Genomic DNA, 12,812 nt, shown 5'->3' on the forward strand with positions numbered 1-12,812 from the left:
CGCTCAGCGGCGGCAAACCCTGCGGAAAAGAACTATACGGCCATAAACCCCGGCTTTGGAACCGGCGTGCATCCTGCCTGCAACAGGGTGGGGCATCAGCAATGTCAGTTCTCAGGGAGGTCGTCGTCGCGGTCGCGGGAGTCTACGCACTTCTGTTCGCGTGCGACGCAATGTTCGGGATCGGCGAGGCGCGCTTCGACGATGCTTATTACAGCGCCAGCTTCTACGCGCCGCGGCCAAAGGAGTTTCGTTTCGCCGGCGATACGCCGCCGGCCGTCCGCGTCAGCGACGCCTTTGCGCAATTCGCGCCCGGCGAAGCCAAGCCGAACAAGCGCTATTCGTCGCTGACGACAATCATTCGCTAGGACGCATACTCGTCGTTCCGACTGCAACCGCGGCGGTTCGCGCCCAGGCCGGCGGCTTGCCGCTTGCGTCGGACCCCGCGCTACATCACCGACACGACGGGCCGTGAATGGAAATCGGTCAACTGCCTCTTCAATCCTCCCAACCGGCTTTACGAAGACCGTCCAACATGAGGGCGTGATCTTCTGGCCGAAACCACGGTGGCCGTTGACGGACCTGAAACTCGAAGGATGCTGATGAAATTGCGATTGCTTTCTGCAGCGCATCGTCGGCTTCAGCGGTTCGACCGAGTTGGCCGAGAGCTGCGGTAAGCCAGCGGTAGGGGGAGGGAAAATCGGGAAATGTTCGGATCGCGCGCTCCGCCGCCTCGACTGTGGCCGTGTAGTCCCGGCAAAAATAGTGAGCCAACGCGACCTGGTTCAAGCGATTCACCAGCGATGGGTCACGAGGGTCCAGCCGAATGCACGTCTCGAGGGCGACGAGGCCCTCTTTGGGACAGCCAGAATACGCGAGAATGACGCCCAGCGCTCCGTGAGCCGGTGCGAGATTCGGGCAGAGTGCCAGCGCACGCTCGGCCTGCGCACGTGCTCCGCCGTGATCGCCCCGAGCGTTGAGCGCCAGCCCCAGGCGTGAGTGGGCGTCTGCGTTGCCGCGATCCAGAGCGACCGCGCGTCGCGCCAATTCTTCTTCTTCGACTTGTGTTCCTTTCGACCGACTGAGCACGGTGGAGAGCCCGATATATCCGGACGCGAACATCGGATCGAGATCGATGGCCCGCTGAAAGAATTCTCCGGCAAGCGCATCATCCTCGGTACTCGCTTTGCCGAGATGCCACATCCCACGCTGGTAGGCACCCCAGGCATCAAGACTTGCGGGTGGCTTGCGCATTGCCCGCTGTTGCTCGGCGCCGGCAATGACCGGCGCAATGGCGATGGTCGTGGACTGCGCGATGTCATCCTGTACGGAGAAGATGTCGGCTATATCGCGGTCGTAGCGTTCCGCCCAGACATGATTGCCTGTCTCTGCTTCGACAAGCTGTGCGGTGACTCGGACGCGGTTGCCGGATTTTCGCAGGCCGCCCTCAAGCACATAGCGAACGCCCAGTTCGCGGTCGACTTGTTTTACGTCTACCGCGCGTCCCTTGAAGGAAAATGACGAATTGCGGGCGATGACGAACAGTGAGGAATATCGCGACAATGCCGTGATGACGTCCTCCGCGATTCCGTCCGCGAAGAACTCCTGGTCCGGATCGGGACTCATGTTCTGGAACGGCAGCACCGCGATGGACGGCTTGTCCGGGAGCGCCAGCGGTCGCGCAATTTCAGGCGCTTGTGCTGGCTTTGATGCTGCAGAGGAATTCGCATCGACAAGGAGGCGCCATGCATGCATCGGTTCGGCGATATTCTTGAGTGCTTGCAGACCCATATCGTTATAGACGACGTCTATCTTGCCGCGAATCTGCCGACGAGCATCGTCGGAGATACAGATGCCGCCGGGGTCGGCTATTCCTTCAAGGCGCGCGGCAATGTTGACGCCATCGCCGAAGATGTCGTTGTCATCGATGATGATGTCGCCGATGTGGATGCCGATCCGGAAATCGATCCTCATTGCCGCGGAGACGTCGGCGTTCTGCGCCGCCATTCTGCGCTGGACTTCGACCGCACTGCGCGCGGCGTCCACCGCACTCGCAAACTCGACCAGCATGCCGTCGCCGGTGGTCTTGACGATGCGGCCGCGATGCGCAGCGATCGTGGGGTCGACAACGATCCTTCGAGCCGCCTTCAGCCGGGCCAGCGTGCCTTCCTCGTCGGCGCCCATGAGACGGCTGTAACCGGCGACATCGGCAGCCAATACCGCTACAAGTCGTCGTTCCACGCGCTCGCCGGTCAAAATTGCCTCTAACAAAATGGCCTCTAAAATAAGATATTTGGCCCTGCGCATCAAAGCACGCAGAGCTGCTTTCGGCTAGCACCGACGTTCGTCCGGGGTCACAAGACGGAATGCCGGATCATCGTGCTCAGGTCTGCTTCACTCAGGGAAGGAGCATGTGTCGGTCCACGCCTTTCATGCTGTATTCTCATTCCCCCTGGATCCATTCCGCGACGCCACGCCACAGCGTGTCGCGATGGTCGGGGCGGAAGAAGCCGAAATGGCCGATCGCCTTGGCGCCGACGTCGGACGGCTTCACGTTGAGCACCTCCGGCTTGATCGCGGTGAATCCGCTCGCAAGCAACTCGACCGCGGGCTGCGTTGCCCAGGGATCGTCGGAGAAGCAGAGTGTGCGCAGCTCGCCCTTGAATCTGGCGAAATTCTCCAGCGCCGGCAGCTTTGAATCGAAGAGATAACGGGGGCTCGAAACCCACTCGGCCCATTGCAGGAAGACGCCCTTGGGTAAATCCTCACCGATGCCGGCCCAGCCCGGCGCGTAACCGAGCGCGTGGACGAGCGGCACACCGACAAGATTCATGAAAGCGAAGACGCGGTATTTTTCCGGCGATGTCATCAGCCGCCAGGTCGCCGCCTGCGAGGCCACGAACGCGGCGCGCGAGATGTCCGCGTTGTTGGCGATCAGCCCGAGCGCCTGGCCGCCAAAGGAGTGACCGACATAGGCTAAGGGCAGGGTGTTGTAGCGCTCCCGCATCCAGTGCACTGCGGCGGTGACATCGAGCGCGGCCCAGTCCGACATCGAGGCCTTGAAGCCGACCAGCGATTTCGGCTGGTTGTAGCCGACCATCGCCGGCAGCCGGGAGTCGCCGATGCCGCGATAGTCGTAGGTCAGGACCGCGCAGCCGCGATGGGCGAGATAGGAGGCAAAGCCGCGATAGATTTTTCGCGGGACGGCAGTCGCCGAATTCACCAGCACGGCATGGCGTTTGGTGCCGCGCGGCAGAAATAGCGTGCCGGCCAGCGCATACCCGTCGGTCGCCGGGAAGCTGATCTCGTCGATGAAAACGTCGTCCAGTGCCACGCCCATGGGCAGAAGGTATCCTGCCGGTTTCCTCGCCGTTTCCCAGCAAATGCGAATTTGGCTTTCCCCGCAAGGCTTTGCAGTGCCAATTGGATTTACAACTGGCGGCCGGTGGCCAGCCTGTGTATAAGGCGACCCTCGCAACCCACAGATCAGGTTGTGCTTTTTGCTTCACGGAGAGATTGCGATGTCCGAGCGGTGGACGCCCGAATCCTGGCGCAGCAAGCCGGTGCTACAGGTGCCCGATTATCCCGACGCCAAGGCCCTGGCCGACGTCGAGGCGCAGCTTGCGACCTTTCCGCCGCTGGTATTCGCGGGCGAGGCGCGCAATCTGAAGAAGGCCTTAGCGCGGGTCGCGGCCGGTGAGGCCTTCCTGCTGCAGGGCGGCGACTGCGCCGAGAGCTTTGCCGAGCACGGTGCCAACAACATCCGCGACTTCTTTCGTGTGCTGCTCCAGATGGCGGTGGTGCTGACCTATGCCGGCGCCGTCCCGGTGGTGAAGGTCGGGCGCGTCGCCGGCCAGTTCGCAAAACCGCGCTCCTCGCCGATGGAGAAGATCGACGGTGTCGAGCTGCCGAGCTATCGCGGCGACATCGTCAACGACATCGCCTTCACCAAGCAAGCGCGCATCCCTGATCCGCAGCGCCAGCTGATGGCCTATCGCCAGTCGGCCGCGACGCTGAACCTGTTGCGCGCGTTCGCGACCGGCGGCTACGCCAATCTCGGCAGCGTGCATCAGTGGATGCTCGGCTTCCTCAAGGACTCGCCGCAGTCCCGCCGCTACAAGGAATTGGCCGACCGCATCTCCGATGCGCTCAACTTCATGCGCGCCTGCGGCCTCGATCTCGAGGCCCACCCCGAGCTGCGCGCCACCGATTTCTACACCAGCCACGAGGCCCTGCTGCTCGGCTACGAGCAGGCCATGACCCGCGTCGATTCCACTACCGGCGACTGGTACGCGACCTCGGGTCACATGATCTGGATCGGCGACCGCACCCGCCAACTCGACCACGGCCATATCGAATATTTCCGCGGCATCAAGAATCCGATCGGGCTCAAATGCGGCCCGTCGCTCAAGCCCGACGAACTGCTGAAGCTGATCGACGTGCTCAATCCCGACAACGAACCGGGCCGGCTGACGCTGATCGGCCGCTTCGGCTCCGACAAGATCGGCGAGCACCTCCCGAACATGATCCGCGCCGTGAAGCGCGAGGGCAAAGTGGTGGTCTGGTCGTGCGATCCCATGCACGGCAACACCATCACATCGACGTCAGGTTACAAGACGCGGCCGTTCGACCGCATCCTGTCCGAGGTGAAGTCGTTCTTCGCGATCCACGCCGCCGAGGGCACCCATGCCGGCGGCGTCCATCTGGAGATGACCGGTCAGGACGTCACCGAGTGTCTCGGCGGCGCCCGCGCCATCACCGATGAGGACCTCAACGACCGCTACCACACGGTCTGCGATCCCAGGCTCAACGCCGAGCAATCCATCGATATGGCCTTCCTGGTCGCCGAGCTGCTCAAGCAGGAGCGCGCCGGCAAGGTCAAGCCGATCCCGGCCGCAGCGGGGCTCTAGGATCTTGCTGCGGATCTGGAAGGCCACGATCAATTCCCGTAACGGTCTGGCCTTTGCGTTCCGCTCGGAACAGGCCGTCCGCGAGGAGATCTTTGCGCTCCTGCTGTCGCTGCCGCTGGCCTGGTTCATCGGCGCGACCGCGATGCGGGCGGTCGAGCTGGTCTGCTCGGTTGCGTTCGTGCTGACGGTCGAGCTGCTCAATACCGCGATCGAGAAGCTTGCCGATCGGCTGACCATGGATCACGACAAGCAGATCGGGCGGGTCAAGGACATGGGCTCGGCCGCCGTCGGCGTCGCGCTGCTGATGGCCGGCGCGTTCTGGATCATCGCCGCGATCGAGCGATTGGGATTCCTCTAAAGCGCTAATCGCGCTTTAGGTTGTTGTTTTGAGCATGATCTTTTCGGAAAACCGCTTCACACTTTTCCGGATCATGCTCTGATCGGAGCGCGGTGGCCATGACCGAACGTCTCAATGCATTCGCGGTCACGCTCGCCCAGCTCAATCCCACCATGGGCGACATCGACGGAAATGCCGCCAAAGCGCGCGCGGCGCGCGTGCAGGCAGCCGCCGACGGCGCCGATCTCCTGCTGTTTCCGGAATTGTTCATCGCCGGTTACCCGCCGGAAGATCTGGTGCAGAAGCCTTCGTTTCAGGCCGCCTGCCGCGCTGCGATCGAAGCGCTGGCGCGCGAGACCGCCGATGGCGGGCCGGCGATGCTGATCGGCACGCCGTGGGTCGAGGAGGGCAGGCTCTACAATGCCTGTGCGCTGCTCGATGGCGGCCGTATCGCTGGCCTGCGCTTCAAATGCAATCTGCCGAATTACGGCGTGTTCGACGAGAAACGGCTGTTTTCGCGCGGCCCTGCGGCCGGCCCCGTCACCGTGCGCGGCGTGCGCATCGGTGTGCCGATCTGCGAGGACATCTGGCTGGAGGAGTCCGAGGACTACGAGAACGTGGTCGAGACGCTGGCCGAGACCGGCGCCGAGATCATCCTTGTGCCGAACGGCTCGCCTTACGCCCGCAACAAGGCTGACGTGCGTTTGTCGGTCGCGGTCGCGCGCGTCACCGAGAGCGGCCTGCCGCTGGTCTATCTCAACCAGGTTTGCGGCCAGGACGAGCTGGTGTTCGACGGTGCTTCCTTCGCGCTCAACGGCGACCTTTCGCTCGCGGCGCAATTGCCGGCGTTCGCGGAGAGCATCACCACACTGCACTTCACGAGAAGCGGCGACGATTGGCGCTGCACCGGTCCGATCGCCGCGCAGCCCGAGGGCGACCACGCCGACTACGCGGCTTGCGTGCTGGGCTTGCGCGACTACGTCGCCAAGAATGGCTTCCCTGGTGTGCTGCTCGGCATTTCCGGCGGCATCGATTCCGCGCTGTGCGCAGCGATTGCGGTCGATGCGCTGGGTGCGGATCAGGTGCATGGCGTGATGCTGCCTTATCGCTACACTGCGGCAAGCTCGATTGCGGACGCCGGCGAGCTCGCCGGCCATCTCGGTATCCGCTACGAGGTCCTGCCGATCGCGGAAGCGGTGAATGGGTTCGAGACCATCCTGTCCGGCATCTTCAAGAGTCTGCCGCCCGATGTCACCGAGGAGAATCTCCAGGCCCGGACCCGCGGTACGCTGCTGATGGCGATCTCCAACAAGACCGGTCTGATGGTGGTGACCACCGGCAACAAGTCGGAGATGTCGGTCGGCTACGCCACGCTCTACGGCGACATGAATGGCGGCTTCAATCCGATCAAGGACATCTACAAGACGCAGGTGTTTCGGTTGGCAAGCTTGCGCAATTCGTGGAAGCCCGAGGGGGCGCTGGGGCCGGACGGCGAGGTGATCCCGCCCGACATCATCACGCGGCCGCCGACGGCGGAGTTGCGCGAGAACCAGACCGACCAGGATTCGTTGCCGGCTTACGACGTGCTCGACGCAATCCTGGAGCGTCTCATCGAGCGCGAAGAGCCGCTCGACACAATCATCGCCGCCGGCTTCGATCGCGAGACGGTCACCCGCATCGATCATCTCCTCAACGTCGCCGAATACAAGCGCCGCCAAGCCGCGCCCGGCGTCAAGGTCACAGCCAGGAATTTTGGCCGCGACCGCCGTTATCCCATCACCAACCGCTTTCGCGACAAAGGCGAGCAGCTCGCCGCCCCGGACGAGACGCTGGTGTCGCGTGGGAGCAAAGCCTCGATCGACGCGTTCGAGGGGTGAGGCTGGCCGAAGGTCGTGGGATGGACGGTGTCGTCACGTACGACGCTGTCATCATCCGCGAAGGCGGATGATCCAGTACGCCGCGGCGGACGTTGTCGAAACCCAACTGCCGCCTCGGAGGACTGGATGCCCGCCTTCGCGGGCATGACAGTTGAATTTGTGGCCGCCTACTTCTGCTGTTGCGGCAGGAAGCTCGGGCCGACCGAACGGATCGGCTTGTTCTCGGACGAGGTCGCAGGGGTGCCGGTTTCCGCCGGCGGCGTTGCTGCCGGCGCGCCAGCCGTCGTCGGCGCTGGCGCCGCGCCCTTCTTGGCATTCGCAGGCGTGCCCTTGTTGAGCTGCCGCTGCTGCATCTTCTTGGCGCTCTCCTCGGTGACGATGATGTCACCCTGCTGCTCGGCCGATGCTTTGTCGTCTGCCGATTTGAGCGCGTCGGCCCAGGTCTGGCCCGCGGCCTTGCAGGAGCAGGACGGGTTGAACTCGCTGCGGAATTTGAACGCGGTCGGCAGCGCCGTATAGGGCTGGCCGCTGGTGGAGACCGCGGAGTTCATGTCCTCGCCGGGATTGCGATGGGTGTAGAGCACGGCTTCGGCGGCAGGGCACAGCGCCTTGCAGGTCTTCTCGTCGTCGGGGAAGCGCGCCGGCACGGTCGCAAACGAGACCGGGAAATACGCGCCGTCGCAGGTGCGCACGCACACGGTGCGATAGGTGCCTGATTGCGGGCCGAGATCGGACGGCGGCACACTTTGCGGATTGTTGGGGTTGTTGCCGCCGAACAGATTGCTCAGGAAGTTGCCGCCGCCTTGCGACTGCGCGGCGTTGGCATATTGCGGGCCGCAATTGTTCTGCGCCAGTGCTGCCAGCACCGAGCGGCGCTGGTTGTCGCGCTCGGGGCTGAAGCCGCCGGCGCCGCCGCGCAGGCGTTCGAGATTGCCGGTGATCTGGTCCAGATTGGCGCGCATCTGCTGGATCTGGGTGTTGACCGGACCGCATTGCGCGGACTGGCCGCTGAACAGCGAGAAGAAGCCGGAGGAATCGCAACCCATGCGCTTGGCCTGCATGGTGACGCGGTCGAGCTCGGCCTGCTGCTTGCTCTGCGATTCCTGATAGCGGCGGATCTGGTCTTCGCGCGCGGGATCACCGCCGTTGCCACGATCGAGACCGGCGAGCTGGCCTTCCAGGCGCGCGCACATCGGGTTGGGTCCGAGCCCGTTCTGGCCGGGCTGAGGCGGCGGTCCCGGCGGGCCGGCCTGTGCGGAGGCACCATTGGCGAGCACGACCGTGCTCAAGAGCACGGCGCAGGCAAGGATCGAGCGAGCACGGGAGAGAGACAAAAATTCAGGCATATCCGCCATTCTAGCGAGGTCACGGCCACGCGTGATGTGGGGGGCCGAAGCGCGCCCTCCCATAGCCGCTTCCTGCGGCATCGTCACGTCGTTTCAGAGGCCAGCGATTGGGCCTAAGGTACGCCAGTTCCGAGCGAATTCAGCGCTGGCAGGTGATTGCGACATATTCGTCGCAATGGCCATGGGAGCAGTTTGCGCCGGATTTGGGGACAGAGCCGGTAATTTCGTCGGGATCGACCCGGCGATAGGCCGAAGCCTGGGCAAAATCGCGTGACTGGCAGTAGGTGCTGGCGACCTGCGCGCCGCATTTGTCGCTCTTGGCCAGGCACTGATCGACGCCGTAGCCGTCCGCCTGGTTGGGGATGATGAAGACGCGGGTCTCGGCGAGAGCGCTGGAAACGACAAGCATGGAGGCGCAAGAAATGAGCGCGAGCAATGATCGCATGAAAACACCGGAGGGCAAAAAATAGGAACTGCCAGTTCCAGAATGGGCTCAAATGGTTAAGGATATGAACCATCTATGCGCGGCGGCTGCGCATTGCGGAGATAAAGCGGCATTTTCGCGGCTCTCTTGACGCGGGGCCGCCTCATAGCCCATATGTTCCGTCATGAACGGTCTCCTCGTCATTTGCGCCATTTGCCGCGAGATTACGAGCTAGCGATTCGCTGGCTGGAGCCGTCTTTTCTCAAAACCATTGAGAGCAGTGGACGCCCGGCCAACAGCCGACGGGTATCCTTATGGAATTGCGCCTTTACGATACGCTGAGCCGGGAAAAGCGCACCTTCGTGCCGCTCGATGCCAAGGACGTCCGCATGTATGTCTGCGGACCGACCGTCTATGACTTCGCCCATATCGGCAACGCCCGGCCGGTGATCGTGTTCGACGTGCTGTTCCGGCTGCTGCGCCATCTCTACGGTGAGGCGCACGTCAAATATGTCCGCAACATCACCGACGTCGACGACAAGATCAACGACCGCGCGGCGCGGGATTTCCCCGGCCTGCCGCTGAACGAGGCGATCCGGAAAGTCACGGAGCAGACCGGCAAACAGTTTCACGCCGACGTTGACGCACTCGGTGCGCTGCGGCCGAGCGTGGAGCCGCGCGCCACCGAGCATATCGGCGAGATGCGCGAGATCATCGAACGGCTGGTCGCCGGCGGCTTTGCCTATGTTGCCGAGGATCACGCGCTGTTCTCGCCGCAGGCGATGAACGCGGTCGATTCCGGGCTGCCGCGCTATGGCGCGCTGTCCAATCGCTCACTGGACGAGATGGTTGCCGGCGCGCGCGTCGATGTCGCGCCCTACAAGAAGGGCAATACCGACTTCGTGCTGTGGAAGCCCTCCAAGCCCGGCGAGCCGTCATGGCCGTCACCCGCCGGCATCGCCGCGCAGGGGCGGCCGGGCTGGCACGTCGAGTGCTCGGCCATGGCCTGGAAGCATCTCGGCGAGCACTTCGACATCCATGGCGGCGGCATCGATCTCGTATTTCCGCATCACGAGAACGAGGTCGCGCAGACCTGCTGCGCCTTCCACCGGGAGCGCATGGCGAACTACTGGATGCACAACGGCTTCCTGCAGGTCGAGAGCGAGAAGATGTCGAAGTCGCTCGGCAACTTCGTCACGATTCACGAGCTGCTCGCGGAATGGCCGGGCGAAGTGCTGCGCCTGAATATGCTCAAGACGCATTACCGCTCGCCGATCGACTGGACGACGAAGTCGCTGGAGGAGAGCGCCAGGACGCTCGACGACTGGTATCGGGTTGCGGCTGACGTCGTACCCGGCAAGCCCGCCCCGTCGGTGATCGAGCCGCTGCTCGACGACCTCAACACGCCGCTGGCCATCGCGGCGCTGCATGGCCTGCGCGGCAGCGACGTTGGTGCCCTCGCGGGTTCGTTGCGGCTGCTCGGCTTTCTCTCCGAGAGCGCCGCACAGTGGGAAGGGCGCAAGCAGCAGGCGAGCGGCGTCGATGCCAAGGAAGTCGAGCGGCTGATCTCGGAGCGGACGGCGGCGCGTGCGCGCAAAGACTTTGCGGAATCCGATCGTATCCGCGATCTGCTTGCCGCGATGGGCGTTGCGATCAAGGACTCCAAGGAAGGCACGACGTGGGAGGTCGCACGATGAAGCGGCCCGACACGCCTTTTCCGCGGCACTGGTTCTATTACATCGCGCTGAAAATCCTGCTGCTCGGCGCCGCCGTGGCGCTGGCACTGAAACTCTATGGGATGTGGTAAAGACGATGGCACAAGCACTCCCAAAGCCCGGCTTGCGGCCCTTCCTGCCGGAGGACGTGCCGGTTCTCGCCGCGATCTTCACGGCCAGCATCGAAGAGCTGACCGGCGACGATTATAGCGAAGCGCAGCAGCAGGCCTGGATGGCGTCGGTGGAGGACGAAGAGTTCGGCAAGGGGCTCGCCTCCGACCTGACGCTGATCGCAACGCTGGAGGGATCACCGGTGGGCTTTGCGTCGCTGCGGGGCAAGGACCATATCCGCATGCTCTATGTGCATCCGGCCGTGGCCGGGCAGGGCCTGGCGACGATGCTCGTCGATGCGCTGGAAAAGCTTGCGGGCGGCCGCGGCGCCGACAAGCTGACGGTCGACGCCAGCGATAACGCGCAGGGCTTTTTCGCCAAGCGCGGCTATGTCGCCATGCAGCGCAACAGCATCACCGTCAACGACGAGTGGCTGGCCAACACCACTATGCAAAAGACGCTCGGCAGCGGCCCCGCGTCGGGAGCGCTGCAATGAGCAAGGAGCGTCTCTATCTGTTCGACACCACGCTGCGTGACGGTGCGCAGACCAATGGGGTCGATTTCACATTGACCGACAAGCAAATCATTGCCCAGATGCTCGATGAACTCGGCATCGACTATGTCGAGGGCGGCTATCCCGGCGCCAATCCGACCGACACCGAGTTCTTCGGCACCAAGCCGAAGTTTTCGCATGCGCGCTTCACTGCGTTCGGCATGACACGTCGGGCGGGGCGCTCGGTCTCCAACGATCCCGGCGTGGCCGGGCTGCTTGAGGCAAAAGCCGACGTGATCTGCTTCGTGGCGAAGTCGTCGGCCTATCAGGTGCGCGTTGCGCTGGAGACGACGAAGGAGGAGAACCTCGCGTCGATCCGCGACAGCGTTGCGGCGGCGAAGGCCGCCGGCCGCGAGGTGATGCTCGACTGCGAGCATTTCTTCGACGGTTACAAGGAGGATTCCGGTTTCGCGCTCGCCTGCGCGAAAGCTGCCTATGACGCCGGCGCGCGCTGGGTGGTGCTGTGCGACACCAACGGCGGCACCATGCCCAACGAGATCGAAGCGATCGTTGCCGAGGTGACGAAGCACATCCCCGGCGATCATCTCGGCATTCACGCCCATAACGACACCGAGCAGGCGGTGGCGAATTCGCTCGCCGCGGTGCGCGCCGGCGCGCGGCAGATCCAGGGCACGCTGAACGGCCTCGGCGAGCGCTGCGGCAACGCCAATCTCTGCTCGCTGATCCCCACCTTGAAGCTGAAGGCCGAGTTTGCCGACGCCTTCGAGATCGGCGTGACAGCGGAGAAGCTCGCGACCCTGGTCAAAGTGTCGCGCACGCTTGACGACATGCTCAACCGCGTGCCGAACCGGCATGCAGCCTATGTCGGCGAGAGCGCGTTCGTCACCAAGACCGGCATCCATGCCTCCGCCGTGCTGAAGGATCCGCAGACCTACGAACACGTCCTGCCGGAACTGGTCGGCAATCACCGCAAGGTGCTGGTGTCCGACCAGGCCGGACGCTCCAATGTCATCGCCGAGCTCGACCGCGCCGGCATCGCCTACGAGAAGAGCGATCCGAAACTGTCGCGGCTGGTCGAGGAGTTGAAGGAGCGGGAGGCGCAAGGCTACGCCTATGAATCCGCCAACGCCTCGTTCGAGCTGTTGGCGCGGCGCACGCTCGGCAAGGTGCCGCATTATTTCGAGGTCGAGCAGTTCGACGTCAATGTCGAGCAGCGTTACAATTCGCATGGCGAGCGCGTCACCGTGGCGCTGGCGGTGGTCAAGGTCAACGTCGCCGGCGAGCATCTGATCTCGGCGGCCGAAGGCAACGGTCCCGTCAACGCGCTCGACGTCGCGCTGCGCAAGGATCTCGGCAAGTACCAGAAATATATCGAAGGCCTGACGCTGATCGACTATCGCGTGCGTATCCTCAACGGCGGCACCGGCGCGGTCACGCGCGTCCTGATCGAGAGCGAGGACGAGAACGGCGACAGCTGGACCACGGTCGGCGTGTCCCCCAACATTATCGACGCCTCGTTCCAGGCGCTGATGGATTCGGTGATCTACAAGCTGGTGAAGTCGGGCGCGCCAGCGTAGGGGA

Annotated in this window: 11 protein-coding genes; 7 read left to right on the forward strand and 4 right to left on the reverse strand. The window is 63.8% G+C overall.

Features of this window, described 5'->3' with window-relative positions; genetic code table 11:
• Nucleotides 1-101: 101 nt before the first annotated feature.
• Nucleotides 102-365, forward strand: coding sequence for a hypothetical protein (locus tag AC0L30_RS10805; RefSeq protein WP_007592535.1), 264 nt, complete (start codon nucleotides 102-104; stop codon nucleotides 363-365).
• 130 nt (nucleotides 366-495) lie between these two features.
• On the opposite strand, the gene AC0L30_RS10810 is transcribed toward AC0L30_RS10805, so the two are convergent.
• Together AC0L30_RS10810 and AC0L30_RS10815 are read right to left on the reverse strand one after the other, a co-directional pair.
• Nucleotides 496-2,304 carry an adenylate/guanylate cyclase domain-containing protein gene (locus tag AC0L30_RS10810; protein ID WP_473404296.1) on the reverse strand — a complete coding sequence of 603 codons (1,809 nt, stop codon included), beginning with the start codon at nucleotides 2,302-2,304 and terminating at the stop codon, nucleotides 496-498.
• A gap of 136 nt (nucleotides 2,305-2,440) precedes the next feature.
• Complete coding sequence (locus tag AC0L30_RS10815; RefSeq protein ID WP_354161177.1) at nucleotides 2,441-3,337, reverse strand: alpha/beta hydrolase family protein; 897 nt, start codon at nucleotides 3,335-3,337, stop codon at nucleotides 2,441-2,443.
• 181 nt (nucleotides 3,338-3,518) lie between these two features.
• Here AC0L30_RS10815 and AC0L30_RS10820 point away from each other — a divergent pair, with 181 nt between their 5' ends.
• The 3 genes from AC0L30_RS10820 to AC0L30_RS10830 all read left to right on the forward strand — a co-directional run bounded on the left by AC0L30_RS10820 (nucleotide 3,519) and on the right by AC0L30_RS10830 (nucleotide 7,121).
• A complete protein-coding gene (locus AC0L30_RS10820) occupies nucleotides 3,519-4,907 on the forward strand; it encodes a class II 3-deoxy-7-phosphoheptulonate synthase (RefSeq protein ID WP_473404297.1) in 1,389 nt (462 codons plus the stop codon).
• Between the two features lie 4 nt (nucleotides 4,908-4,911).
• Nucleotides 4,912-5,265 carry a diacylglycerol kinase gene (locus AC0L30_RS10825; protein WP_473404298.1) on the forward strand — a complete coding sequence of 118 codons (354 nt, stop codon included), beginning with the start codon at nucleotides 4,912-4,914 and terminating at the stop codon, nucleotides 5,263-5,265.
• Nucleotides 5,266-5,363: 98 nt separating this feature from the next.
• Nucleotides 5,364-7,121: an NAD+ synthase gene (locus tag AC0L30_RS10830; protein WP_473404299.1), complete on the forward strand. Its 1,758-nt coding sequence runs from the start codon at nucleotides 5,364-5,366 to the stop codon at nucleotides 7,119-7,121.
• A 167-nt stretch (nucleotides 7,122-7,288) separates the two neighbouring features.
• Here the strand turns inward: AC0L30_RS10830 and AC0L30_RS10835 are convergent, their stop codons facing one another.
• Both AC0L30_RS10835 and AC0L30_RS10840 read right to left on the reverse strand, forming a co-directional pair.
• On the reverse strand, nucleotides 7,289-8,476 hold the full coding sequence (locus AC0L30_RS10835; protein WP_219682554.1) for a DUF2865 domain-containing protein: 1,188 nt from the start codon (nucleotides 8,474-8,476) through the stop codon (nucleotides 7,289-7,291).
• Nucleotides 8,477-8,606: 130 nt separating this feature from the next.
• A complete protein-coding gene (locus AC0L30_RS10840; protein WP_354161184.1) occupies nucleotides 8,607-8,912 on the reverse strand; it encodes a hypothetical protein in 306 nt (101 codons plus the stop codon).
• A gap of 293 nt (nucleotides 8,913-9,205) precedes the next feature.
• Here AC0L30_RS10840 and cysS point away from each other — a divergent pair, with 293 nt between their 5' ends.
• From cysS to cimA, 3 genes are all read left to right on the forward strand, one after another.
• A complete protein-coding gene (gene cysS / locus AC0L30_RS10845; protein ID WP_473404300.1) occupies nucleotides 9,206-10,588 on the forward strand; it encodes a cysteine--tRNA ligase in 1,383 nt (460 codons plus the stop codon).
• A gap of 115 nt (nucleotides 10,589-10,703) precedes the next feature.
• Entirely contained in the window at nucleotides 10,704-11,213 is a 510-nt protein-coding gene (locus AC0L30_RS10850; RefSeq protein ID WP_007592515.1) for a GNAT family N-acetyltransferase, read from the forward strand.
• Nucleotides 11,210-12,808: a citramalate synthase gene (gene cimA, locus AC0L30_RS10855; RefSeq protein ID WP_007592513.1), complete on the forward strand. Its 1,599-nt coding sequence runs from the start codon at nucleotides 11,210-11,212 to the stop codon at nucleotides 12,806-12,808. Before AC0L30_RS10850 ends, cimA begins: the two co-directional genes overlap by 4 nt.
• The last annotated feature ends 4 nt before the right edge of the window (nucleotides 12,809-12,812 follow it).

The organism is Bradyrhizobium sp. MI1.11 (assembly GCF_055811255.1).

Coding starts and splice junctions, on each gene's coding strand:
- AC0L30_RS10805 (WP_007592535.1), top strand. CDS start 102: ATGTCAGTTCTCAGGGAGGTCGTCGTCGCGGTCGCGGGAGTCTACGCA.
- AC0L30_RS10810 (WP_473404296.1), bottom strand. CDS start 2,304: ATGCGCAGGGCCAAATATCTTATTTTAGAGGCCATTTTGTTAGAGGCA.
- AC0L30_RS10815 (WP_354161177.1), bottom strand. CDS start 3,337: ATGGGCGTGGCACTGGACGACGTTTTCATCGACGAGATCAGCTTCCCG.
- AC0L30_RS10820 (WP_473404297.1), top strand. CDS start 3,519: ATGTCCGAGCGGTGGACGCCCGAATCCTGGCGCAGCAAGCCGGTGCTA.
- AC0L30_RS10830 (WP_473404299.1), top strand. CDS start 5,364: ATGACCGAACGTCTCAATGCATTCGCGGTCACGCTCGCCCAGCTCAAT.
- AC0L30_RS10835 (WP_219682554.1), bottom strand. CDS start 8,476: ATGGCGGATATGCCTGAATTTTTGTCTCTCTCCCGTGCTCGCTCGATC.
- AC0L30_RS10840 (WP_354161184.1), bottom strand. CDS start 8,912: ATGCGATCATTGCTCGCGCTCATTTCTTGCGCCTCCATGCTTGTCGTT.
- cysS (WP_473404300.1), top strand. CDS start 9,206: ATGGAATTGCGCCTTTACGATACGCTGAGCCGGGAAAAGCGCACCTTC.
- AC0L30_RS10850 (WP_007592515.1), top strand. CDS start 10,704: ATGGCACAAGCACTCCCAAAGCCCGGCTTGCGGCCCTTCCTGCCGGAG.
- cimA (WP_007592513.1), top strand. CDS start 11,210: ATGAGCAAGGAGCGTCTCTATCTGTTCGACACCACGCTGCGTGACGGT.